The following is a 19,485-nucleotide window of genomic DNA, read 5'->3' as shown; positions in this document are numbered from 1 at the left end:
GGTGGCCCTTCGGCGTGATCCAATCGCCCGGGGAGGACGTGATGGTGCAGGCCTACATCCTTATCCAGACCGAGGTCGGCAAGGCTGCCGCCGTGGCCCAGGAGATCGCCGGGATCCCCGGGGTGACCCAGGCCGAGGACGTGACGGGGCCCTACGACGTGATCGTGCGCGCTGAGGCCAACAACGTCGACGAGCTGGGCAAACTCGTCGTCGCCCAGATCCAGGCCGTGCAGGGCATCACACGTACTCTTACGTGTCCGATCGTTCACATCTGAAGGTCGTTCGCATGCGTGCCGCAGCCGCGCTGCTCATGCTCCTGACGCTCGCCGGTTGCGGCACCGTACGCGTCGAGCCGCCCGTCCCGCAGGGCGAGGCGGTGGCGGCCTGCGCCAAGCTCGCCACCTTGCTGCCCGAGACGCTCGACGGCGACGAGCGAAGCCCCTCGGAGCCCGAGTCGCCGTACGTCGCCGTCTGGGGCTCCGGCGCCATCGCGCTGCGCTGCGGCGTGCCCCGCCCGGCCAGGATGGCACCCACCGACCAGCTCCAGGAGATCGGCGGCGTGGGCTGGTTCGCCGATCCCGACAGGCCCACGTTGTTCACCGCCGTGACCGATCCGGCCTACATCGAGGTCACGGTCGGTGGCGAGCACGTGGCCGCGGAGGTGCTGGCCGACCTGTCGAAGCCGATCGCCCAGGTCTCAGCGCAGCCCGGGTGAGCGCGACAGGGCGAGCTGGACGAGCCGGTCGACCAGCGCCGGGTACGACAGCCCGGAGGCCGCCCACAGCTGCGGCGCCACCGACAGCGACGTGAAGCCGGGCATGGTGTTGATCTCGTTGAGGATCAGCATGCCGTCGGGCGTGTAGAAGAAGTCGACCCGCGCGAGCCCCTCGCACTCCAGGGCCTCGAACGCCCGCACGGCCATCGCCCGCAGCTCCTCGCCGGTCTCCTGCGGGATGTCGGCGGGCACGGTGAGCGACATCTGGTCGGGGTAGTACTTCGCCTCGAAGTCGAAGAACTCCTGGCCGCCCTCGACCCGCACCTCGCCGGGCAGCGACGCGGCGGCCGGCTCGTCGCCGAGCGACTGCAGCACCGCGCACTCGATCTCACGGCCGGCGATGGCGGCCTCGATGAGCACCTTGGGGTCGTGTTGACGGGCGAACTCCACGGCCGCCTCCAGGCTCGCCCGGTCGTGGGCCTTGGAGATGCCCTGCGACGAGCCCGCCCTGGCCGGCTTGACGAACACCGGGTAGCCGAGCTGCTCGGCCTCCTTGAGCACGCACTCGCGGTTGAGCCGCCAGTCGCGGTCGCGGACGACGACGTAAGCGCCCGTCGGCAGCCCGGCGGCGGCCAGCACGGTCTTCATGTACGCCTTGTCCATGCCCACGGCGCTGGCCAGCACGCCGGAGCCGACATACCGTACGCCGGCCATCTCGAGCAAGCCCTGGATCGTGCCGTCCTCGGCGAACGGCCCGTGCATCACGGGGAAGACCACGTCGACGGAGCCGAGCTCCACGGGGATGCTGCCGGGGTCGTAGGCCACCAGCGAGCTGCCGTCCGTGGGGAGTGCCAGCGCCGCGCCGCTGGTGTCGACGGCGGGGAGCTCACCGCCCTCGATGGCGTACCGCTGGTCGGAAGCGGCCAGCACCCACCTGCCGTCCTGGGCGATCCCGATGGGGATCACCTCGTACTTGGTCCTGTCGATCGCGTCCAGCACGCTGCCCGCACCCATCAGGGACACGGCGTGCTCGGAATTGCGACCCCCGAAAACGACGGCGACACGTGGCTTGCTCATGGTGTCCGAATCTACCGGGACGGCCCTGGCACGGCGAGACGAGCACGCCGTATTGCGATACTTCCGCAGGCAGAGCGGGTCAGACGCCGTACCTCTCGGGTTTCGGCGAGCGGGACATGAGCAGCATGCCGGCCTCGGACGGCGACATGCCGTCGTGGACCACCCCGACGACGACCTCGGTGATCGGCATCTCGACGTCGTGTTTCCTGGCCAGCTCCAGCACCGACTCGCAGGACTTCACTCCCTCGGCGGTCTGCTTGGTGGCCGCGACGACCTCGTCGAGCGTCATGCCCCTGCCGAGGTTCTCCCCGAACGTACGGTTGCGCGACAGCGGTGACGTGCACGTCGCCACGAGGTCGCCCATGCCGGCCAGGCCCGCGAACGTGTGGGGGTCGGCCCCGAGCGCCGCACCCAGCCGGGAGATCTCGGCCAGGCCCCTGGTGATGAGCATGGCGCTGACGTTGTCGCCCATGCCCATGCCCGCCGAGACGCCCACGGCCAGCGCGATCACGTTCTTCACCGCGCCGCCCAGCTCGACCCCGACGACGTCGGGATTGGTGTACGGGCGAAACCACGGCGGCAGGTGGCAGATGGCCTGGAAACGCTCGGCGACCGCGATGTCGGTGCAGGCGACCACGGTGGCGGCGGGCTGGCGGTGGGCGAGCTCCTGGGCCAGGTTGGGCCCGGAGACGACCGCGACCCGCTCCTCGGGCACCTCGGCGACCTCCAGGATCACCTCGCTCATGCGCTTGGTCGTGCCGAGCTCGATGCCCTTCATCAGGCTGACCAGCACGGCCTTCGGCGGGATGTACGGCCGCCAGGCCGCCAGGTTGGGGCGCAGCCGCTGCGACGGCACGGCCAGCACCACGAAGTCCGCTCCGGCGAGCGCCCGCTCGGGGTCGGTCGTGGCCCGCAGCGTGGGCGGCAGCGGCACACCGGGCAGGTAGTCGGGGTTGACGTGGTCGCGGTCGATCACCTCGACCAGCTCGCGCCGGCGGCCCCAGAGCGTGACCTCGTTGCCGGCCTCCGCCAGGATCATCGCGAACGTGGTGCCCCACGAGCCCGTTCCGAACACGGCCACCTTCGTCATGCCATCACCGTCCGGCGGGGTCGTAGGGAGTCTCGGGAGCCTTCTCGCCCCGCAGCTCCGCCAGCTGCGTGGTGACCGCCGCCATGATGTCGGCCGTCGCCGCGCGCAGCACGTCGGCGTGCGGCGGCTGCCCCGCGTACTTCGACAGGTCGACCGGTTGCCCCACCGACACCCGGAAGGTCTTGCGCGGGAACAGCCTCGGCCTCTTCTCACCGTACGGCAGCAGTTCGTGTGCTCCCCAATGGGCCACCGGGATGACCTGTGTGCCGCTCTCCAGCGCCAGCCGGGCCGCGCCGGTCTTGCCCACCATGGGCCACAGGCCGGGATCGCGGGTGCAGGTGCCCTCCGGGTAGAACAGGATCGCGCAGCCGTCGGCGAGCCGTTCGGAGGAGATGCGCAGCGACCTGGCCGCCTCGGCGCTGCCCCGGTCGACCGGGATGGCGAGCAGGCTGCTCACGGCCTTGCCCAGGAGCGGCACCTTGAACAGCGCCGACTTGGCCAGGATCACCGGCCAGCGGCCGTGGTTGTACAGGAAGTGCGACAGCAGCACCGGATCGGTCCACGACAGGTGGTTGGCGGCGATGATGACGCCGCCGGTGCGCGGCATGCGCTCGCCGTGTCGCCAGTCTTTCTTGACCAGGAGCCAGGACAGGGGCTTCACCACAACGACTGCCAGGGTTTCCCAGAAACGCGACGGTCTCGTGGGGCGGCTCATGGTCTCCTCCAACACGTACGGGTGCGCCCCAAGTCTCCCGGTTGGCCGGAGGAGATGTCGAGGCGGGATGCTTACCCTATGAGCATCCGCTGGTCCCTGGTCATTCCGGTGAAGACGCTGGTCGCGGCGAAGACCCGGCTGGCCGCCGCGACGGGGCCCCACCGAGCGCGGCTGGCCGTGGCCGTGGCCTGCGACACCGTGGCTGCGGCGCTGTCGTGCCCGCAGGTCGCCCGGGTGGTCGTGGTGACGGCCGATCCCGCCGCCGCCGGGCCGCTGGCCGCGCTGGGGGCCGACGTCGTGCCCGACCCCGACCGCGGGCTCAACACCGCGCTGCGCACGGGCGCCGCCCATGCCGTACGCCTGGCCCCGGGCGACGCGGTGGGCGCGCTGCAGGCCGACCTGCCCGCCCTGCGGCCGGCCGAGCTGGGGCGCGCGCTGGAGGCGGCGGCGGAGTTCGACCAGTCGTTCGTGCCGGACGCGCTCGACGTCGGCACGACGTTCTACGGGGTGCTGCCCGGGCGGCCGTTCACACCGCGCTTCGGCGGGGAGTCGCGGGCCAAGCACCTGGCCGTGGGCGCCAAGGAGTTGTGCGTGCCGGGCATCGACTCGGTCAGGCGCGACGTCGACACCCCCGACGACCTGCGCGCGGCGATCCGCCTGGGGCTCGGCAAGCACACCGCGGCGATCGTCGCCGACCTGTGGCCGGTCACGCCGCCACCCGCCTGATGCCGGGGGCGGTGACGATCGGGAGGTAGGACAGGCCGAGCAGGGCGACGCCGGCGGCGAAGACCCCTTGGCCGCCGAGCCACTCCCCCAGCGCCCCGCCCGCCAGCCCGCCCAGCGGCATCGCCCCCCACATGAGGAAGCGCATGCTGGCGTGGACGCGCCCCAGCATGCGCTCGGGGGTGATGCGCTGGCGGTAGCTGAGCTGCGCCACGTTGAAGACCGTGGCGGCGGCGCCCGCGAGGGCGGAGGCGACCGGGAAGATCAACAGCCGCCATCCTGGCCCGGTGGCCGCGCCGGGCAGGTGCAGGACCACGGTGAGCAGCGCGGAGCCGTACAGGGTGGGGCCCACGCCGTGCCGCCAGGTCACCCGGGACGCCAGAGCCGCGCCGGCCAGGGCGCCCACGGCGGCGGCCGACAGCAGCAGGCCGTAGCCGGCGGTGGCCACGCGCAGCTCCACGACCAGGTAGAGCAGGTAGCCGACGGCGCAGACGCCGAGGGCCACCCGGGTGAGCGCGCCCCCGGCCGCGACCCTGCGCAGCACCGGCTCCCGCAGGACGAACGCCATGCCCTCGGCCACCTGGGCCCGCAGCCCGCCCTTCCCACCGTCCCTGGACGGCTCCACAGCCCGTACGCCGGACACCAGCGCCGCGGAGCCGAGGTAGGCGACGGCGTCGGCCAGCAGCGCGAACGGGGCCGTGAGCGCGGCCACCAGCCACCCGCCCAGTCCGGGACCCGCCAGGACGGACACCTGCCGGGTGGCCTCCAGCCGCCCGTTGGCCCGCTCCAACTGCTCCTTGGGCACGATCGCGGGCAGGAAGCTCATCTGGGCGACGTCGAAGAACACCGTGCCCACGCCGAGCACCAGCGCGACGGCGTACAGATGAGGCAGGGGGAGCGCGCCGAGGCAGGCGGCGGCGGGCACCGTCAGCAGGGCCACGCCCCTGACCAGCTCGGACCAGACCAGCACCGGACGACGCCGCCACCTGTCCACCCACACCCCCGCGGGCAGCCCCACCAGCAGGAACGCGACCGTCTGGACGGCGGACAGCACCCCGAGCTCGAAGGCACCCGCGTCCAGGACGAGGACGGCGGTCAGTGGCAGGGCGACGACGGTGACCTGGGTGCCGAGCTGGGTGACCGCGTTCGCCCACGTGAATCGCCGCAGATCCCCCATGACGTGATCATGTTCGCTCGCCCGCCGCCGGACAACCTCTTACCCTGGTGGCATGCAGGCGACCGTACGCAGCTTCGACGAGGCCACCCGCTCGGGCACGGTGTTCCTTGACGACGGCACCGTGCTGGAGTTCGGCACGGCCGCCTTCGACGCGGGCCCGCTGCGGCTGCTGCGCAGCGGCCAGCGGGTCAACCTCGCGATGACGGGCGGCGAGATCACCTACGTCACCCTGTCGACCTTCCCGGTCCCCGACCGGTGAACGCGAAACGCCCGGGCCACCGTGGCCCGGGCGTTTCGCAGCGACAACCGGTTTACTTCTTCTTGCCGATTTTCTTGCCGCCCTCGTTCACCAGCTCCTTGAAATCGGAACCGGGACGGAACTTGGGCGCCCAGCTCTCAGCGACATTGATTTCCGCACCGGTGGACGGGTTGCGCGCCGTTCGGGCGGGCTTGTTCACCATCTCGAACGCGCCGAAGCCCGTGATCGAGACCTTGTCGCCGGAGGCCACGGCCTTTTGGATGGCGTCGATGACCGCGTTCACGGCCTCGGTGGCCGTCTTCCTGTCGCCCACGCGATCCGCGATGGCCTCGACGAGTTCTCGCTTGTTCATGTAAGTCCTGCTCCCCCAGTTACGGCTCGGGGTTCCGGCTCACGAGTACGACGTAGAAACCCCTTACGCGCTCGAAAGTAGGCGGGATCGCGGGGGAACTCAATCACCCTGCGTGTTTTCTACGTCTCGTGGCGTGTCGAAAGTGGCGTCGAGGGAGGTGAGAAACGCTTCCAGACGTGCCGCGGCCCTTTCCGGGTCACGCTTGGCAAGGTCACAAATGGCGAGATAACGGCGCGCGAGGCGCTCTTTGTCGGCGGCGGGGAGCATGCGGACGCGGCGGTGCGCTTCGCGCAACCGCCGCGCCAGTTCGTCGTCTTCTAGACGGTCGTCGGCAGCCATGGCTGCCGACCATTCTCGTACGTGGTGACGTCGTCGGCGTGACGCAGGGTCAGGCCGATGTCGTCGAGGCCCTCCATGAGCCGCCAGCGGGTGTAGTCGTCGATCTCGAACGCCACCGCCTCCTCGGCCCAGCGCACCTGGCGCCCGACCAGGTCGACGGTGACCTCCAGCGTGGGCTCGGCCTCGACGGCCGCCTGCAGCAGCTCGACCTTCTCGGCCGGCAGCACGACCGGCAGCAGGCCCATCTTGGTGGAGTTGTTGCGGAAGATGTCGCCGAAGCGGGCGGCGATCACGACGCGGAACCCGTACTGCTGCAGGGCCCACACGGCGTGCTCGCGGGAGGAGCCGGTGCCGAAGTCGGGGCCGGAGACGAGGATCGTGCCGCCTTCGTGGACGGGGTCGTTCAGCACGAAGGTGGGGTCTTCGCGCCAGGCGGCGAACAGGCCCCTCTCGAAGCCGGTGCGGCTGACCTGCTTGAGCCAGACGGCCGGGATGATCTGGTCGGTGTCGACGTTGCTGCGGCGCAGCGGCACCGCCGTACCGGTGTGAGTGGTGAAGGCTTCCATCGTTGTCGTTCCTTACAGGTCGGCGGGGGCGGTCAGGCGGCCGGTGACGGCGGTCGCGGCGGCGACCTGCGGCGACACCAGATGGGTGCGGCCGCCCTTGCCCTGGCGGCCCTCGAAGTTGCGGTTGGAGGTGGACGCGCTGCGCTCGCCCGGCCGGAGGGTGTCGGGGTTCATGCCCAGGCACATCGAGCAGCCGGCCTCGCGCCACTCGGCGCCGGCGGCCTTGAACACCTCGTGCAGGCCCTCCTGCTCGGCCTGCAGCTTGACCATCATCGAGCCCGGCACGATCAGCGTGCGGGTCTTCACCTTGCGGCCGCGCAGGACGTCCGCGGCCGAGCGCAGGTCCTCGATGCGGCCGTTGGTGCACGAGCCGACGAACACCGTGTCGACCTCGATCTCGCGCAGCGGCGTGCCGGCGGTCAGGCCCATGTACTCGAGGGCCCGCTCGGCGGCGGCGCGCGCCACCGGGTCGTCGAAGGACTCGGGGGTCGGGACGGACTCGCCCAGCGGCAGGCCCTGGCCCGGGTTGGTGCCCCACGTGACGTACGGGGTCAGCGTCGAGGCGTCGATCTCGACGACCTTGTCGAACACGGCGTCGTCGTCCGTGTGCAGCGACTTCCAGTATGCGACCGCCTGGTCCCACGCCTCGCCCTGCGGCGCGTGCGGGCGGCCCTTCAGGTAGGCGAACGTGGTCTCGTCCGGCGCGATCATGCCGGCGCGGGCGCCCGCCTCGATCGACATGTTGCAGACGGTCATGCGGCCCTCCATGGAGAGCTCGCGCACGGCCTCGCCGCGGTACTCGACGATGTAACCCTGGCCGCCGCCGGTGCCGATCTTGGCGATGATGGCCAGGATCAGGTCTTTGGCGGTGACGCCGACGGGCAGCTCGCCCGAGACCTCGATGGCCATCGTCTTCGGCCGGTAGGCCGGCAGCGTCTGCGTGGCCAGCACGTGCTCGACCTCGGAGGTGCCGATGCCGAACGCGATGCCGCCGAACGCGCCGTGCGTGGAGGTGTGGGAGTCGCCGCACACGATCGTCATGCCGGGCTGCGTGAGGCCGAACTGCGGCCCGATGATGTGCACCACACCCTGGCCGGCGTCGCCCATCGGGTGCAGCCGGATGCCGAACTCGGCGGCGTTCTTGCGCAGCGTCTCGACCTGCGTCTTGGACACCGGGTCGGCGATCGGGCCGAGCACCGTCGGGACGTTGTGGTCCTCGGTGGCGATGGTGAGATCGGGCCGTCGCACCTTACGCCCGGCGAGACGGAGCCCGTCGAACGCCTGCGGGCTGGTCACCTCGTGAATGAGGTGCAGGTCGATATAGAGCAGGTCCGGTTCGCCCTCGGCGCGCCGGACGACGTGTTGCTCCCAGACCTTCTCGGCCAGTGTGCGGGCCATGATCTCCTCCTGCTGGTGTGCGATGCTGCCCATCGCCGCTCGGTCGCTCGGACCCGGTCTCTTCCGTCCGCGGCGCCGTTCTCCGCGCTCGTCGTCAGAGACCGGCGCTTCCCCTCGCGGGAGAAACCTACGACTTGCTTTCTCATATGTCGAGACTGCAGTATCGGTTTATGGACAACTCTAGCGGAGTCGGAGTACTCGACAAGGCCGTTCTGGTACTCAACGCCCTCGAAGCGGGGCCCGCTTCACTGGCGCAGCTGGTTCAGGCCACCGGCCTGGCCCGACCCACGGCCCACCGGCTGGCCGTCGCACTCGAACATCACCGCATTGTGAGTCGTGACACACAGGGGAGGTTCGTCCTCGGCCCCCGGTTGTCGGAGTTGTCCACCGCGGCGGGCGAGGACCGGCTGCTGGCGGTGGCCGCGCCCGTACTGATGCAATTGCGTGATCTGACGGGGGAAAGCGCCCAGTTGTATCGCCGCCAGGGTGACGAGCGCGTGTGCGTCGCGGCGGCCGAGCGGGCCAGCGGCCTGCGCGACACCGTCCCCGTGGGGTCGGCGCTGCCCATGACGGCGGGCTCGGCGGCGCAGATCCTGCTGGCGTGGGAGGAGCCCGACCGGCTGCACAGAGGGCTGCGCGGCGCGAAGTTCACCGCCGCCACGCTGGCCTCCGTACGCCGCCGGGGCTGGGCCCACAGCGTCGGCGAGCGCGAGCAGGGCGTGGCCAGCGTGTCGGCGCCGATAAGGGGCAGCGGCGGCAAGGTGATCGCGGCCGTGTCGGTTTCCGGCCCCATCGAACGCCTCACCAGGGCACCGGGACGCCTCCACGCCGTGCCCGTCATGGCCGCCGCCGAACGCATCACCGAGGCGATGCGCCGCACGTCATGATCGGCAAAAGCAGGTATTTGGGGAGCCGAGTGCCTCAGGAGCGCACTAGCCTGAGTGCGTGACAGATCGCATCGAGGTAGCCGCCACTGAGCTGCGACCCCTGCTCGAAGAGTTCATCATGTGGGCGCGTGCGAACGCCCCCGGAAGCGACCCCGAGCTCGTGGGGCCCGCCGCACTGTGGCACCGTCTCGCCTTCTCGCAGGACCTCGGCACGTGGAAGCGTGCCGACCTGCGCAACCTGCTGCTCGAGCGCATGCCCAAGGTCGTGGAGGATCCCGACGCCGCCGCCGACGGGATGCTCCCGGCCGTGGACGCGTACCTGACGTTCCTCGACCAGACCGGCAGGCTCGCGAAGGGCTCGGACTCCCTCGCCGATCTGCAGGCCGAGCTGGACGACGTCGAAGACGAGTTCGTCGACCTCATGGAGGAGCTGCTCGAAGACTCCGAGGACGGCGACGACGACGAGGAGGCCGGTGACCTGGGCGACTTCGAGCCGTTCGCCGACCAGCTGGCCGCGCTCGACACGATCAGGCTGCGTCCCGACGCCGAGCTGGCCGAGGCCGCCCGCCGGGCGCCGCTGATCGCCATGGCGCGCGACCTGGCCGTCTGGGTCGGCCCCGGCCGGCGTGTGGGCGAGGAGACGTTGCTCACCGACGCCGAGGTCGAGGAGGCGCTGGTGGCCAGCGGGCTGCCCAGGCCCGAGACCGACGGCCCCGTCTCCGAGGCCGTGCCCCAGCTGTGGAACATCTGGAACCTCGCCGTCGACCTCGAGTTCCTCGAGCCGGGCGAGGGCAGCACGGTCGGGGTGCAGGACGACACGGCGGAGTGGCCGTTCGACGACGACGAGGACGTCCTCGACGCCTGGATGCTCGGGCTGCACTCCGTCGACTACGGCGACCCCGAACTCGACGACGAAGACCTCACCATGGCCCTGACGGGGCTGACCCGGGGCCTGCTCGCCAGGCTGCTCCTCGCGGGCGGCTCGCGCGAGCGCGACGAGCTGGCGCGGGAGCTGTCGGAGGCCGCGGCCGAGCTCGACGAGCTGGGCTCCGACGCGTGGGAGGCGGCGGGTGACCCGCTGGCGCCCGCGATCGACTGGCTGATCGGCTACGGCATGGTCGAGGTCGACGGCGACACGGTCCGCCTGACGCCGCTCGGCACCGAAGGCGTCGTCCACCTGATCGACGACGCCGACATCGAGGTCGACGCCCGTCCCGCGATCGAGTCGATGAGCGCCCACGAGCTGCTCGCGCTCAGCGCCGAGCTGCCGGAGGAGGAGGCCGACGCCGAGTTCGCGGCGTGGATGCGGCTGCGCGAGCCCCACCGGGCGGCCGAGGAGCTGCTGGAGGCGGCGTCCGAGGACGACAGCGACGCGCTGATCAGGGTGCAGGCGGCCAGCGTCGTCGGCACGCTGGGCGAGGCCGCCGTCCCGGCCTGGCAGAAGGCGCTCGAGGAGCCGTCGCTGCGGCCGTACGCGGCCACCCACCTGAGCCAGTTGGGCGTCGAAGGGGCGCCCGAGCCGTCGCAGGACGACACCCACTGGCTGATTCTCGACATGTGGACGATCTCGGCCGGGCTGGGCCGGTCCGAGTTCGTGGGCAGCCTGCGCGACATCGGCGACGAGATGACCACGGGGCTGCTCGAGGTCATCTGGAAGATCCCGCACGCCCACGTGGAGGAGCTGCTCGACCTGATCTCCCAGGTCCACCCGGACAAACAGATCGCCAAGGCGGCCCGCCGCGCGCTGTTCAAGGCTCGCTCGTTGTAGCCCGCCCTTCGGCGCTCGAACCGCCGTACAAGAGGTCCCCGCCGTCCCCGGCGGGGACCTCTTCGTTTTCTTCACGCTCACGGCGGCCGGCCCCACCCCCCCGCACGTGGCGGGCCTCCCTCCAGGGAAACGCTCCTCCAGCTCACATGGCCACCCACCGTTACGTGCGCCCACTGGGCCCTGTCCGCGAGACCCTGCTGCCCGCAGAACCACCCCCGAGATCCCCTGACCCGGAAAGCCGCCCACCAGGGGAAAGCAGCGGTGAGTGATCGGACCCTGCTGTGGGGTCGGTGGTTTCCATGCGGCATCGGGGCCTGGTCGGCGGCTTACCCGAGAAGGTGACCGTCCCCGAACGACTCCGAAGAGGGCCGGCTGCTGGGACCCCTTACAAGATCAGTTTCATCGACTCGGCTACCCACAAAGTCGCCGCCCGGGGACCATCACCTTCACCTGGTCGGCCCCGCCGGATCAACCGCGGCCGCTCGTGGCGCCGCACGACCCGGAGCCCCACCTCGCGCCGATCGATCCGACGCGCGGCGCATCCAGGTAGACCGGCCGGCCCACCGTACGAAGAATCGCCGTTCCCGAATGCCGATACATCGAGCGGCCGTTGCGTGGACGTGGACGCTGAAGCCGCACACGTGAAAGTCGGACAAAAGGGATGTGGTGCTGGAGCCGGGCACCGAAATGCGAAACGCTCCGGGCTTGGCGCACCGGAGCGGTTGTTGCAGACGTAGTCCCGACCGGATTCGAACCGGCGCTACCGCCTTGAGAGGGCGGCGTCCTGGGCCACTAGACGACGGGACCTTCGTGAGCTTGTGACAAGTGGTAGTCCCGACCGGATTCGAACCGGCGCTACCGCCTTGAGAGGGCGGCGTCCTGGGCCACTAGACGACGGGACCCTGTCCACAAGCTGATGTGCCGGGCTTCCCCGGCGACGCAGGTAACTCTACCGCACCCGCAAGACCACTCCAAACCGCTTATCCGCCCGCGAGATCGGGCCTGTGGCGTCCTACCCCCGCCCCACCACGCCGTGTTTCCACGCCGAATCGAAGGCTTGAGCAGGCTCGCCACTCCCTGCCGTCCGGCGGCGACATCCGCCGAACCGTGGTCGGCGCCAAGGGGTTCGAATCGGGCCGTGGGAGCGGCGCCAGACGCTCGCCCTGCGCGCATTCGCACAGGCCGCACTTCTGACCGGCAAGCGACTCGCCCGGGCCCGCCCAGAGCAGCGACGCCACCGGCGCCGCCGCCCCGGGGCGGCGGGAACGCCCTGGTCGCGCTACTCCCACAACAGGGATCCTGGCGACGTCGGGCCTGACAACCCGGCCAGGCGACGTCTGGCCTGGGTAACTCGTGCAGGCCTGACCGGCCGCTGGGTGGTCAGCAGCAACGCATGTCCGCCACGGCCTGACTGAAGTCACCGGCCGCGAACGCCTTCGCCGAAATCGTGAAGTACATCGTCCCGGCGTCACCCCAGCCCCACCCGAGATCCGCGTCCTCTGCCAGCTGGAGCAGGTGGATCGCGGGGCCGTCGGCGTCGCGGCGGGTCACCTGAGACGCGTACGAGGTGTCGGGCCAGCCGAAGGCGCAATGGCTGCCGGCGGTGTTCCCGTCAAGTCCGTCCATCTTTTCGAGGATGAGCGCCGACGCGCCCCAGTACGCGTCCTCGTCGAACTCGACGTCGCCATCCTCCACGTCCCAGGGATCGGGGAGCATGAGCGTCGCGGCCGCGTGTACAGGTGTGGCCGGGTAGCTCCTCGCCGGCTCGGGCGCGGCCGTCTCCACCGCCTGTGCGGGATCGGCGGGAATCACCCGCCACGCCTCAGGCGCGTAGACATCAAGCATCCGGTACTCCTCGTACGGCACGTCCGGATCGAGAGAGAAGAAATTGAGCAAGCCCGGCCGAGTGGGCACATGCTCTCCGAGCCAGGGGGCCAAGGCATCGGTGTCGAGTACGGCGTACAGGGACAACGGGACGCCGCCCACCTCCGGCCATGGGTTGCCCGGTGCGAGCAGCGCGGGGCCGGCGAGCCGGCACTGACCGGTGGCCTGGGCGTCATCCATCGCGCGCTCCAACCGGAAACCCGGGCGAGCCATGGTTGCGTACTGCCGACCGGCCTTGTCACCAAGCCGTTCGACGCATGCTCGCAGCATGCCGGCAGGGTCGTTGAAATCCACGCCGAGATCTTCGCAACCGCCACCGACAGTAATTGCTGCGAGCCCGGAGGCGAGGCGGAGTCAGGAGGCGAGGAGGCCGCGGCGGTAGGCCTCGGCCACGGCGGAGGCGCGGTCGCGGACGTCGAGTTTCGCGTAGATGTGCAGCAGGTGTGTCTTGACACTGGCCTCGCTGATGAACAGGTCGGCCGCCGCCTTCTTGTTGGTCGCTCCCCCGGCCACCAGCCGCAGCACCTCCAACTCGCGCGGGCTCAGCCGCCCGCGGGCGGGCCTGCGCAGGTCGCCGGCCAGCCGCCCGGCCACGGCGGGGGCGAGCACGGTCTCGCCCCGGTGCGTGGCGCGTACGGCACGGACCAGTTCCTCCGGCGGGGCGTCCTTGAGCAGGTAGCCGCTGGCCCCGGCCTCCAGCGCGGGCAGCACGTCGGTGTCGAACGTGGTGAGCACCAGCACGCGCGGCCCGGTTCCGCTGAGCAGGCGGATGGCGGTGACGCCGTCCATACCGGGCATGCGCAGGTCCATGAGGACGATGTCGGGGCGCAGCTCGGCGGCCAGGCGTACGGCCTGCTCGCCGTCGGCCGCCTCACCGACGATCTCGAAGTCGGCCTCATCGCCCAGCGCGGCGCGCAGGCCGTCGCGCACGATCGGATGATCGTCGGCTATCAGCAGCCTCAACGCCATCGGCCCTCCCCGCGAACGTCCTTCACCGTCTCATCGTGCCCCGACAAGCGGGCTGACGGAAACGGCCCCGCCTGCCGCCCCATGCCGGCGCGGCTGAGCGGGGGAACGAACAGACCGGCCTCAACATCGCCGATCACAGGTCCGCCTCCACCCTGGAACGACCGGCCGGTAGCGCCGATCGCGGCGTTCCGCGCCCTGGTGAACCCCGTCCCACGGTGCGGCCGACCAGGCGGGGCGGCGGTACGGGGTCAAGGAGTCTCGCTGGTCGGGATGATCGGGACGGTGGCGGCTATGGCGGTGCCTTCGTCCCGTGCCGATTCGATCTCCAACGTGCCGCCTACTGAGCGGACGCGTTGGCGCATGCTGTCGAGGCCGAAGCCGTCAGAGGGCGTCTGCGGGACGAAACCGGTGCCGTCGTCGCGGATGTCGAGGAGGACCAGATCGTCCGTGTACGACAGGGTGAGGCCCGTCCTGGTGGCCGCTGCGTGCTTGGCGACGTTGGCCAGGGCCTCCTGCGCGACCCGGAACAACGCGGCCTCCACATCCTGGGACAGGGCCACGGGGGTGCCGGTGACCTCCATCCGCAGTTCGACGCCTGCCGCGTCGGCCCACGAGCGGGCCATGTCGCCGATGGCCTCGGGCAGGCGTGCGTCCTCCAGCGGCTCGGGACGCAGGGCGCGTACGGAGCGGCGGACTTCCGACAGGCCGCGGCGGGCCAGTTCGCCGGCGCGGCCGAGGTGACGGCGGCGGGCGTCGTCGTGGCCGGCGCGGTCGGCGGCGTCGATCTGGCCGATCAGGGCGACGAGGTCCTGGGCGACCGTGTCGTGGATCTCGCCGGCCATCCGGTTCCGCTCGTCGAGCACGCCCGCCCGCCTGGCCTGGTCGAGCAGCCGGGCGTTCAGGGTGGCGTTCTCGTCGAGGGCGGCCCGGAGGCGCTCGACGAGGCGGCGGCGCCGGTCGTGTTCGCCGGACACGTACCAGCCGGCCAGGACCAGCGGCAGCGCCACTCCGGCGAGCACGGCGGGCAACGTGGCCTGCGCGCCGGGGCCTGCCTGGGTGGCGACGTTGACGATGGCGGTGAGTGTCACCCCGGCCATGGTCAGCCGGACGGGGAGCAGGGCGATCGCCAGCGGGTAGCCGATGGAGGCGAACACGACGAAGGCGGCGCTCTGCATGGTCATCGCCCCGGCCAGGGCGATGAGGACGACGTAGTGACCGACGACGAGCAGGCGGTGGGTGTCGCGACGGGCGTGCAGCCAGCCGATGGGGACGAGCCACAGCGCGGAGACCGCCGCGAGAGCAGGCCACGGCGGCAGAACGAGCCACGGCACACCCGGCCACGACACACCCGCCCACGGCGCCTCACGCGCCGGGGCGTCCTCGTCCGGGACCACGTCCGAGGCCGGGGCGCTCTCCTGGGGGGCCGCGTCCCTGCCCGGAGAGCCCTCGTCCGGGGCCGGGGCGCCCCCGTCACCCGCCACCCATCCGAAGGCGTCCCAGGAGAACTCGCCCGAGAACGCGGCCACGGTCGTCGAGACCGCGAGCAGCGCGTACGCGAGCGCCGTGTAGACCCAGCGCTCCGGGCGGTCCTGCCAGCTCATGACACCCAGCCTGGCACGCCGTCCACCGATCGGTTGATGCCCGGCTTCCACCGCACGACGAACCGGCCGGGCGATGTGCGCCGCGACCGCCCTCCGCGACCATCGGGACATGAACACACCGACCCGCAGAACCGCCCTCCAACTCGCCGCCGCCACAGGCGCCGGCACCGTCACCGCCGCCGTCGCCCCGAAGGCCAGGCGGAAGAAGGACGTCACCACGTACGTCTTCGTGAGCGGCTCGAACGGCGTGGCCTCGACCGACCCCGAGCTGACCATGCGCGGCCACCGCACGGTGGGCGTGAGCCTGCCGGGCCACGGGCCCGAGGAGCAGTTCCACGTGGCCTACCAGGCGCCGCAGGACCTGGAGACGCTGGCGAAGCTGCCGTCGCCGGTGGCCGGCGTGACCCTGGACGACTACGTCGAGGCCACGGTGAACGTCGTACGCCGCGTCGCCGACCACGGCCCGGTGATCCTCGTCGGCGGCAGCCTCGGCGGCCTGACGATCACGAGAGCGGCCGACGAGGTACCGGACCTCATCGACCGGCTGGTCTACGACACCGCCTTCTGCTGCACGAACCTGCGCTCGGCCAACGACTACGTCAACACCCCCGAGGGCCGGACGAGCCTGACGCCGAGCTTGCTGGCGGGCATCGTCGCCGACCCCACGGTGATCAACGCGGTACGCATCAACTGGCGCACGAACAACCGCACGTTCATCGACGCGGTCAGGGCGGCGTTCATGGCGGACGCGAGCGACGGCGAGGTCCTCGCGATGCTGAACTCGGTGCTGCCGGACGAGAGCATGCTGGTGGGCAGCGCCGACGCCCGGGGCAGCAAGGAGAGGTGGGGACGGGTGCCGCGCGTCTTCATCCGGCACACGAGGGACCGGACGATACCGCTCGCGCTGCAGGACCGGATGATCAGGGAAGCGGACGCGGCCACCCCCGGCAACACGTTCAAGGTCTTCACCCTGAACATGACCCACGCACCGACCGCCAGGACCTACCCGCAGATCACCGAGATCCTGCACGGGCTGGCGAAATGAAAAAACGGACGCCTCGGTCGGAGACATCCGTTCAATGCTGGGGTACCAGGACTCGAACCTAGACTAACTGAACCAGAATCAGTCGTGCTGCCAATTACACCATACCCCACCGTTACGAGCCCCTTTGCGGAGCGCGCTTGGCGACGTCCGAAAGAATAGCCCAGCTCGGGGGCTAAGACCAAAACGATTCCCGAACCGGCGCTCCACCGCCCCCGGCGGGTGCCCGTCCGTGCCAAGCTGAAGGGGACAAAACACCACGTGGAGGAGCCCCAGCGTTGGCAGAGAACCCCTTCTTCGCCCCCAGTGATCTCCCTTACCAGCTGCCTCCGTTCGGAGAGGTCCGCGAGGAGCACTACCTGCCCGCGTTCGAGCGCGGCATGGCCGAGCACCTGGCCGAGGTCGAGGAGATCGCGAACAACCCCGAGCCGCCGACGTTCGAGAACACGATCGCGGCGCTGGAACGGTCGGGACGCATCCTCGACCGTACGGCCACGGTGTTCTTCAGCGTGGCCGCGTCCAATTCCAGCGACGGCATCATGGCGATCGAGAAGGAGGTCTCGCCGCAGCTCACCCGGCACAGCGACGCGATCCGGCTGAACCGGGCGCTGTGGGCGCGCATCAAGCAGGTCACCACGGACGTCCCTGAGGAGTCCTGGCTGCTGGAGAAGTACCGCGACGACTTCATCCGGGCGGGGGCCGACCTGTCGGAGCCCGACCAGGCGCGGCTGCGGGAGCTCAACGAGGAGCTGTCGAAGCTGTCCACGGAGTTCGCGCAGAGTTTGCTGAAGGCCTCCACCGAGTCGGCGCTGGTGGTGACCGACCCGAAGGAGCTCGACGGCTTCGACGAGGCGAAGATCGAGTCTTTGCGCAAGGACGACGGCACGTACGTCCTGCCGCTGCTCAACTTCACCAACCAGCCCGGCCTGGCCCAGCTCACCGACCGCGACGTGCGGCGCCGGCTCTACGAGCTGAGCGTCGGCCGGGCGCCGGGCAACTTCGGGATCGCGGCCGAGATGGCGACGCTGCGGGCCGAGCGGGCGGAGCTGCTCGGCTTCCCCAACCACGCCGCCTACTCGGTGGCCGACCAGACCGCCAAGACCGTCGAGGCGGTGGAGCAGATGCTCGGCCAGCTCGTCGGCCCGGCCGTGCGCAACGCGCGCAAGGAGGCCGAGGAGCTGGCGGAGCAGGCCGGGTTCGCCATCGAGCCGTGGGACTGGTCGTACTACTCCGAGAAGGTCCGCCAGGCCCGTTACGACTTCGACGGCGCGGCGATGCGGCCGTACTTCGAGCTGAACCGGGTCTACCGCGACGGCGTGTTCTTCGCGGCCACCAAGCTGTACGGGATGACCTTCACCGAGCGGCCGGACCTGAGCGGCTACCACCCCGACGTGACCGTGTTCGAGGTGTTCGAGGAGGACGGCGACCGGCTCGGGCTGTTCGTGCTCGACCCGTACGCCAGGGAGAACAAGCGCGGCGGCGCGTGGATGAACAACCTCGTCGACCAGTCGTTCCTGTTCGGGCTCAAGCCGGTGGTCATGAACAACCTCAACGTCACCAAGCCGGCCTCGGGGCCGACGCTGCTGACGTACGACGAGGTGAACACGGCCTTCCACGAGTTCGGGCACGCGCTGCACGGGCTGTTCTCGCAGGTGCGCTACCCGCGGGTGTCCGGCACCAGCGTGCCGCGCGACTTCGTCGAGTACCCGTCGCAGGTCAACGAGATGTGGGCGACCTGGCCCGAGGTGCTGGCCAACTACGCCAAGCACTACGAGACGGGCGAGCCGATGCCGGCCGAGCTGGTGGAGAAGCTGAAGGCGGCCGAGAAGTTCAACCAGGGGTTCCAGACGGTCGAATACCTGGCCGCCACGCTGCTCGACTGGGCCTGGCACAAGCTGGAGCCCGGTGAGACGGTGGCCGACCCCGAGGCGTTCGAGGCGATCGCCCTGGAGGCCGCGCAGATCGCCTTCCCGCTGGTCAGGCCGCGTTACCGGACCAACTACTTCGCCCACGTCTTCACCGGCGGCTACAGCGCGGGCTACTACTCCTACATCTGGAGCGAGGTGCTCGACGCGGAGAGCGTGGAGTGGTTCAAGGAGAACGGCGGCCTCACCCGGGCCAACGGCGACCACTTCCGCCGCCAGCTGCTCTCGCTCGGCGGCAGCCTCGACCCGCTGACCGCGTTCCGCAACTTCCGCGGGCGCGAGCCCAGCATCCGGCCGCTGCTGTCCCGCCGCGGCCTCGACTGAGCGTTCACCGGAACGCGCCGGCGTGTTCGGCGGCCCACTGCGCGAACGTGCGCGGTGGGCCGCCCCGTGCGCGGGGCCGCGGCGGGTACGCGGCGTCGGCGGCCCGCACGACGCGCGGAATCATCGCGGCACGCCCAGTTCCTCGATGCGCTGCCGCAGCCACTCCTTCTCCGCCTGACTCGACGCGCGGGCGACGATCAGCATGCCTCTCCGGTACGGGTCGGGCTCGTCCTTCGCCCTGACCGGCCTGCCGCCCTCGGAGAAGAAGCTCGCCGGCGCCTCCAGGAAGGCCAGCCGGCGGCGCAGGACGTTCGCCTGGTCGGCGGGGTCGGGCAGCGCCGACAGGAACGCCAGCAGGGCGAAGAACCTGGTCTGGTCGCTGATGTCGAGGTCGGCGGGCTCGCGCAGCCGTCGCAGCAGCTCCTGCCTGCCCGCCTCGGTGATCGTCAGCACCTGCCTGCGGGCCGCCGCCGCGCCGGCCTCCTCGTGCCGTTCGAGCAGCCCTTTCGCCTCCAGCCGGGCGATGGCCGGGTAGAGCGCGCCGTCGCTGACGGGGCGCAGGTGGCCGGTCAGCGCGGCCAGGTGCGCCTTGAGCTCGTAGCCGTGCATGGGGCGCTCGTTGAGGAACCCCAGGATGGTCAGGCTCAGATCACCGCCGCTTGCCATGGGCGCAT

Annotated in this window: 20 protein-coding genes and 3 tRNA genes; 8 read left to right on the top strand and 15 right to left on the bottom strand. The window is 70.9% G+C overall.

The window, feature by feature from the left end:
• Positions 1–41 precede the first annotated feature (41 nt).
• The gene (locus tag ACIBP6_RS01250; protein WP_132621248.1) at positions 42–275 is read left to right on the top strand and encodes an Lrp/AsnC family transcriptional regulator; all 234 of its coding nucleotides are present in this window, start codon (positions 42–44) and stop codon (positions 273–275) included.
• A gap of 11 nt (positions 276–286) precedes the next feature.
• On the top strand, positions 287–715 hold the full coding sequence (locus ACIBP6_RS01245) for a DUF3515 domain-containing protein (protein WP_397047584.1): 429 nt from the start codon (positions 287–289) through the stop codon (positions 713–715).
• On the opposite strand, the gene ACIBP6_RS01240 is transcribed toward ACIBP6_RS01245, so the two are convergent.
• The 3 genes from ACIBP6_RS01240 to ACIBP6_RS01230 form a co-directional block, all read right to left on the bottom strand.
• Positions 698–1,792, bottom strand: coding sequence for a D-alanine--D-alanine ligase family protein (locus ACIBP6_RS01240; protein ID WP_397047582.1), 1,095 nt, complete (start codon positions 1,790–1,792; stop codon positions 698–700). The genes ACIBP6_RS01245 and ACIBP6_RS01240 overlap by 18 nt on opposite strands.
• A gap of 79 nt (positions 1,793–1,871) precedes the next feature.
• Positions 1,872–2,882: an NAD(P)H-dependent glycerol-3-phosphate dehydrogenase gene (locus tag ACIBP6_RS01235; protein WP_397047580.1), complete on the bottom strand. Its 1,011-nt coding sequence runs from the start codon at positions 2,880–2,882 to the stop codon at positions 1,872–1,874.
• A 4-nt stretch (positions 2,883–2,886) separates the two neighbouring features.
• Positions 2,887–3,546: a lysophospholipid acyltransferase family protein gene (locus tag ACIBP6_RS01230; protein WP_397047578.1), complete on the bottom strand. Its 660-nt coding sequence runs from the start codon at positions 3,544–3,546 to the stop codon at positions 2,887–2,889.
• A gap of 129 nt (positions 3,547–3,675) precedes the next feature.
• On the opposite strand from ACIBP6_RS01230, the gene cofC reads away from it, so the two are divergent.
• Positions 3,676–4,323 carry a 2-phospho-L-lactate guanylyltransferase gene (cofC, locus tag ACIBP6_RS01225; RefSeq protein ID WP_397047576.1) on the top strand — a complete coding sequence of 216 codons (648 nt, stop codon included), beginning with the start codon at positions 3,676–3,678 and terminating at the stop codon, positions 4,321–4,323.
• Here the strand turns inward: cofC and ACIBP6_RS01220 are convergent.
• Positions 4,304–5,497 carry an MFS transporter gene (locus ACIBP6_RS01220; protein ID WP_397047574.1) on the bottom strand — a complete coding sequence of 398 codons (1,194 nt, stop codon included), beginning with the start codon at positions 5,495–5,497 and terminating at the stop codon, positions 4,304–4,306. The two genes, cofC and ACIBP6_RS01220, sit on opposite strands and share 20 nt — an antisense overlap.
• Before the next feature lie 52 nt (positions 5,498–5,549).
• Between ACIBP6_RS01220 and ACIBP6_RS01215 the strand changes: the two genes are divergently transcribed.
• A complete protein-coding gene (locus tag ACIBP6_RS01215) occupies positions 5,550–5,756 on the top strand; it encodes a hypothetical protein (protein ID WP_397047572.1) in 207 nt (68 codons plus the stop codon).
• 52 nt (positions 5,757–5,808) lie between these two features.
• Here the strand turns inward: ACIBP6_RS01215 and ACIBP6_RS01210 are convergent, their stop codons facing one another.
• The 4 genes from ACIBP6_RS01210 to leuC form a co-directional block, all read right to left on the bottom strand.
• The gene (locus ACIBP6_RS01210) at positions 5,809–6,108 is read right to left on the bottom strand and encodes an HU family DNA-binding protein (RefSeq protein ID WP_090760437.1); all 300 of its coding nucleotides are present in this window, start codon (positions 6,106–6,108) and stop codon (positions 5,809–5,811) included.
• Between the two features lie 99 nt (positions 6,109–6,207).
• Positions 6,208–6,447, bottom strand: coding sequence for an SCO5555 family protein (locus tag ACIBP6_RS01205; protein ID WP_132622793.1), 240 nt, complete (start codon positions 6,445–6,447; stop codon positions 6,208–6,210).
• Positions 6,426–7,013: a 3-isopropylmalate dehydratase small subunit gene (gene leuD / locus ACIBP6_RS01200; RefSeq protein ID WP_397047570.1), complete on the bottom strand. Its 588-nt coding sequence runs from the start codon at positions 7,011–7,013 to the stop codon at positions 6,426–6,428. Before leuD ends, ACIBP6_RS01205 begins: the two co-directional genes overlap by 22 nt.
• 12 nt (positions 7,014–7,025) lie before the next feature.
• Entirely contained in the window at positions 7,026–8,411 is a 1,386-nt protein-coding gene (leuC, locus tag ACIBP6_RS01195; protein WP_397049260.1) for a 3-isopropylmalate dehydratase large subunit, read from the bottom strand.
• Between the two features lie 170 nt (positions 8,412–8,581).
• On the opposite strand from leuC, the gene ACIBP6_RS01190 reads away from it, so the two are divergent.
• Positions 8,582–9,298, top strand: a complete 717-nt coding sequence (locus tag ACIBP6_RS01190; protein WP_043618626.1) for an IclR family transcriptional regulator — start codon at positions 8,582–8,584, stop codon at positions 9,296–9,298.
• A gap of 58 nt (positions 9,299–9,356) precedes the next feature.
• On the top strand, positions 9,357–11,066 hold the full coding sequence (locus ACIBP6_RS01185) for a hypothetical protein (RefSeq protein WP_132622789.1): 1,710 nt from the start codon (positions 9,357–9,359) through the stop codon (positions 11,064–11,066).
• 734 nt (positions 11,067–11,800) lie between these two features.
• On the opposite strand, the gene ACIBP6_RS01180 is transcribed toward ACIBP6_RS01185, so the two are convergent.
• From ACIBP6_RS01180 to ACIBP6_RS01160, 5 genes are all read right to left on the bottom strand, one after another.
• Positions 11,801–11,873: transfer RNA gene (locus ACIBP6_RS01180), tRNA-Glu, on the bottom strand.
• Between the two features lie 19 nt (positions 11,874–11,892).
• Positions 11,893–11,968, bottom strand: a tRNA-Glu gene (locus tag ACIBP6_RS01175).
• A gap of 478 nt (positions 11,969–12,446) precedes the next feature.
• Positions 12,447–13,244: a DUF1963 domain-containing protein gene (locus ACIBP6_RS01170; protein WP_397047567.1), complete on the bottom strand. Its 798-nt coding sequence runs from the start codon at positions 13,242–13,244 to the stop codon at positions 12,447–12,449.
• 60 nt (positions 13,245–13,304) lie between these two features.
• A complete protein-coding gene (locus ACIBP6_RS01165; protein ID WP_397047565.1) occupies positions 13,305–13,919 on the bottom strand; it encodes a response regulator in 615 nt (204 codons plus the stop codon).
• A gap of 248 nt (positions 13,920–14,167) precedes the next feature.
• Positions 14,168–15,520, bottom strand: a complete 1,353-nt coding sequence (locus ACIBP6_RS01160) for a sensor histidine kinase (protein WP_397047563.1) — start codon at positions 15,518–15,520, stop codon at positions 14,168–14,170.
• 109 nt (positions 15,521–15,629) lie between these two features.
• On the opposite strand from ACIBP6_RS01160, the gene ACIBP6_RS01155 reads away from it, so the two are divergent.
• The gene (locus ACIBP6_RS01155; protein WP_397047561.1) at positions 15,630–16,565 is read left to right on the top strand and encodes an alpha/beta hydrolase; all 936 of its coding nucleotides are present in this window, start codon (positions 15,630–15,632) and stop codon (positions 16,563–16,565) included.
• Positions 16,566–16,602: 37 nt separating this feature from the next.
• On the opposite strand, the gene ACIBP6_RS01150 is transcribed toward ACIBP6_RS01155, so the two are convergent.
• Positions 16,603–16,674, bottom strand: a tRNA-Gln gene (locus ACIBP6_RS01150).
• A 166-nt stretch (positions 16,675–16,840) separates the two neighbouring features.
• On the opposite strand from ACIBP6_RS01150, the gene ACIBP6_RS01145 reads away from it, so the two are divergent.
• Positions 16,841–18,811, top strand: coding sequence for a M3 family metallopeptidase (locus ACIBP6_RS01145; protein WP_397047559.1), 1,971 nt, complete (start codon positions 16,841–16,843; stop codon positions 18,809–18,811).
• Between the two features lie 120 nt (positions 18,812–18,931).
• Here the strand turns inward: ACIBP6_RS01145 and ACIBP6_RS01140 are convergent, their stop codons facing one another.
• Positions 18,932–19,477 carry a PadR family transcriptional regulator gene (locus tag ACIBP6_RS01140; RefSeq protein ID WP_132613481.1) on the bottom strand — a complete coding sequence of 182 codons (546 nt, stop codon included), beginning with the start codon at positions 19,475–19,477 and terminating at the stop codon, positions 18,932–18,934.
• Positions 19,478–19,485 lie beyond the last annotated feature (8 nt).

This window comes from Nonomuraea terrae, from assembly GCF_044465245.1.
Lineage (GTDB): Bacteria > Actinomycetota > Actinomycetes > Streptosporangiales > Streptosporangiaceae > Nonomuraea > Nonomuraea terrae.
Note: the sequence above shows the minus strand (reverse complement) of the source record. Positions and strands in the feature narration are given on the sequence as shown.

What these genes read in the sequence shown, in the direction of transcription:
- ACIBP6_RS01250 (WP_132621248.1), top strand. Translation starts at nt 42, where the DNA reads ATGGTGCAGGCCTACATCCTTATCCAGACCGAGGTCGGCAAGGCTGCC.
- ACIBP6_RS01245 (WP_397047584.1), top strand. Translation starts at nt 287, where the DNA reads ATGCGTGCCGCAGCCGCGCTGCTCATGCTCCTGACGCTCGCCGGTTGC.
- ACIBP6_RS01240 (WP_397047582.1), bottom strand. Translation starts at nt 1,792, where the DNA reads ATGAGCAAGCCACGTGTCGCCGTCGTTTTCGGGGGTCGCAATTCCGAG.
- ACIBP6_RS01235 (WP_397047580.1), bottom strand. Translation starts at nt 2,882, where the DNA reads ATGACGAAGGTGGCCGTGTTCGGAACGGGCTCGTGGGGCACCACGTTC.
- cofC (WP_397047576.1), top strand. Translation starts at nt 3,676, where the DNA reads ATGAGCATCCGCTGGTCCCTGGTCATTCCGGTGAAGACGCTGGTCGCG.
- ACIBP6_RS01220 (WP_397047574.1), bottom strand. Translation starts at nt 5,497, where the DNA reads ATGGGGGATCTGCGGCGATTCACGTGGGCGAACGCGGTCACCCAGCTC.
- ACIBP6_RS01215 (WP_397047572.1), top strand. Translation starts at nt 5,550, where the DNA reads ATGCAGGCGACCGTACGCAGCTTCGACGAGGCCACCCGCTCGGGCACG.
- ACIBP6_RS01210 (WP_090760437.1), bottom strand. Translation starts at nt 6,108, where the DNA reads ATGAACAAGCGAGAACTCGTCGAGGCCATCGCGGATCGCGTGGGCGAC.
- ACIBP6_RS01205 (WP_132622793.1), bottom strand. Translation starts at nt 6,447, where the DNA reads ATGGCTGCCGACGACCGTCTAGAAGACGACGAACTGGCGCGGCGGTTG.
- leuD (WP_397047570.1), bottom strand. Translation starts at nt 7,013, where the DNA reads ATGGAAGCCTTCACCACTCACACCGGTACGGCGGTGCCGCTGCGCCGC.
- leuC (WP_397049260.1), bottom strand. Translation starts at nt 8,411, where the DNA reads ATGGCCCGCACACTGGCCGAGAAGGTCTGGGAGCAACACGTCGTCCGG.
- ACIBP6_RS01190 (WP_043618626.1), top strand. Translation starts at nt 8,582, where the DNA reads ATGGACAACTCTAGCGGAGTCGGAGTACTCGACAAGGCCGTTCTGGTA.
- ACIBP6_RS01165 (WP_397047565.1), bottom strand. Translation starts at nt 13,919, where the DNA reads ATGGCGTTGAGGCTGCTGATAGCCGACGATCATCCGATCGTGCGCGAC.
- ACIBP6_RS01160 (WP_397047563.1), bottom strand. Translation starts at nt 15,520, where the DNA reads ATGAGCTGGCAGGACCGCCCGGAGCGCTGGGTCTACACGGCGCTCGCG.
- ACIBP6_RS01155 (WP_397047561.1), top strand. Translation starts at nt 15,630, where the DNA reads ATGAACACACCGACCCGCAGAACCGCCCTCCAACTCGCCGCCGCCACA.
- ACIBP6_RS01140 (WP_132613481.1), bottom strand. Translation starts at nt 19,477, where the DNA reads ATGGCAAGCGGCGGTGATCTGAGCCTGACCATCCTGGGGTTCCTCAAC.